The 1,954-nt window shown below is 55.7% G+C and carries 2 rRNA genes; both read right to left on the reverse strand.

Going from position 1 to position 1,954, the window contains the following annotated elements:
• Positions 1–1,065 (reverse strand): 23S ribosomal RNA (locus AC1DVK_RS26755); the annotation flags it as partial.
• A 500-nt stretch (positions 1,066–1,565) separates the two neighbouring features.
• Positions 1,566–1,954: ribosomal RNA gene (locus AC1DVK_RS26760) — 16S ribosomal RNA — on the reverse strand; the annotation flags it as partial.

Below are 1,954 nucleotides of genomic sequence, written 5' to 3' on the forward strand. Positions count from 1 at the left end.
AGCTTATCCCCCACAGTCTCACTGCTGCGCTCTCACTTACCGGCATTCGGAGTTTGGCTGACGTCAGTAACCTTGTAGGGCCCATTAGCCATCCAGTAGCTCTACCTCCGGTAAGAAACACGCAACGCTGCACCTAAATGCATTTCGGGGAGAACCAGCTATCACGAAGTTTGATTGGCCTTTCACCCCTACCCACAGCTCATCCCCTCCATTTTCAACTGAAGTGGGTTCGGTCCTCCACGACGTCTTACCGTCGCTTCAACCTGGCCATGGGTAGATCACTTCGCTTCGGGTCTAGATCACGCCACTGCAACGCCCTATTCAGACTCGCTTTCGCTACGGCTTCCCCACACGGGTTAACCTCGCGACGTAACACTAACTCGCAGGCTCATTCTTCAAAAGGCACGCCGTCACCCCAACACGATCGCTCGCGGAGGCTCCGACGGATTGTAAGCACACGGTTTCAGGTACTGTTTCACTCCCCTCCCGGGGTACTTTTCACCTTTCCCTCACGGTACTGGTCCGCTATCGGTCATTAGGGAGTATTTAGGCTTATCAGGTGGTCCTGACAGATTCGCACGGGATTTCTCGGGCCCCGTGCTACTTGGGATACTTCACCAGGCGGTGCACAACATTTCGGTTACGGGGCTCACACCCTCTACGGCCGGCCTTTCAAGACCGTTCACCTATGCCTGCACTCTCACCTTCCCAGCCCGGCAGAGCTGGAGTGGGAAGTCCCACAACCCCGACCATGCAACGCCCGCCGGCTATCACACATGGAACGGTTTAGCCTGATCCGCGTTCGCTCGCCACTACTGACGGAATCACTATTGTTTTCTCTTCCTGCGGGTACTGAGATGTTTCACTTCCCCGCGTTCCCTCCACGCACCCTATGTGTTCAGATGCGGGTCACCAGGCAGCTCGCGCCCCTGGCGGGGTTTCCCCATTCGGACACCCTGGGATCACAGTCCGGTTATCGACTCCCCCAGGCTTATCGCAGATTCCTACGTCCTTCTTCGGCTCCTAATGCCAAGGCATCCACCGTGTGCTCTTAAAAACTTGACCACAAAAGATCAAGGAGTAATTTTCGAGAGAACCACAGAAACCACCACCATCACCCCAAAAGGCAACAGCGACAGATCCAGGTTCATATTCTTGGAAATTGCTTCTTATAAAAGATGCTCGCGTCCACTATGTAGTTCTCAAACAACAACCCCGTACCACACACCCCACACACGCCCCACAAAAGGGAACAACCGYGTGATCGGTGCAGCCAGGAAACCAGAAACAAACCAGCTCCGGAAAGGAAAACCCTCCCGGTCCTGTTGTCTCAGGACCCAACAGTGTGCCAAACACTACCCAGCAGCTCATTCCGGCGTGCGTTCCAGGACACCCTCAAGAGAGCATCCGTACTAACTGCCGGCCTGTGCCGCCAGGCACCTATTCGTTGATATTCCACCCGTGAGCACCCGCCGCAGAACAATCGTCTGCGCAACGGGCGTACTCCTGACAACCCCACCACACGGACATAACGCCCGGCAGRGAAAGTTGTAGGTGCTCCTTAGAAAGGAGGTGATCCAGCCGCACCTTCCGGTACGGCTACCTTGTTACGACTTAGTCCCAATCGCCAGTCCCACCTTCGACAGCTCCCTCCCACAAGGGGTTAGGCCACCGGCTTCGGGTGTTACCAACTTTCGTGACTTGACGGGCGGTGTGTACAAGGCCCGGGAACGTATTCACCGCAGCGTTGCTGATCTGCGATTACTAGCGACTCCGACTTCATGGGGTCGAGTTGCAGACCCCAATCCGAACTGAGACCGGCTTTTTGGGATTAGCTCCACCTCACAGTATCGCAACCCTTTGTACCGGCCATTGTAGCATGCGTGAAGCCCAAGACATAAGGGGCATGATGATTTGACGTCGTCCCCACCTTCCTCCGAGTTGACCCCGGCAG

This window comes from Peribacillus sp. P4_B1, assembly GCF_056402395.1.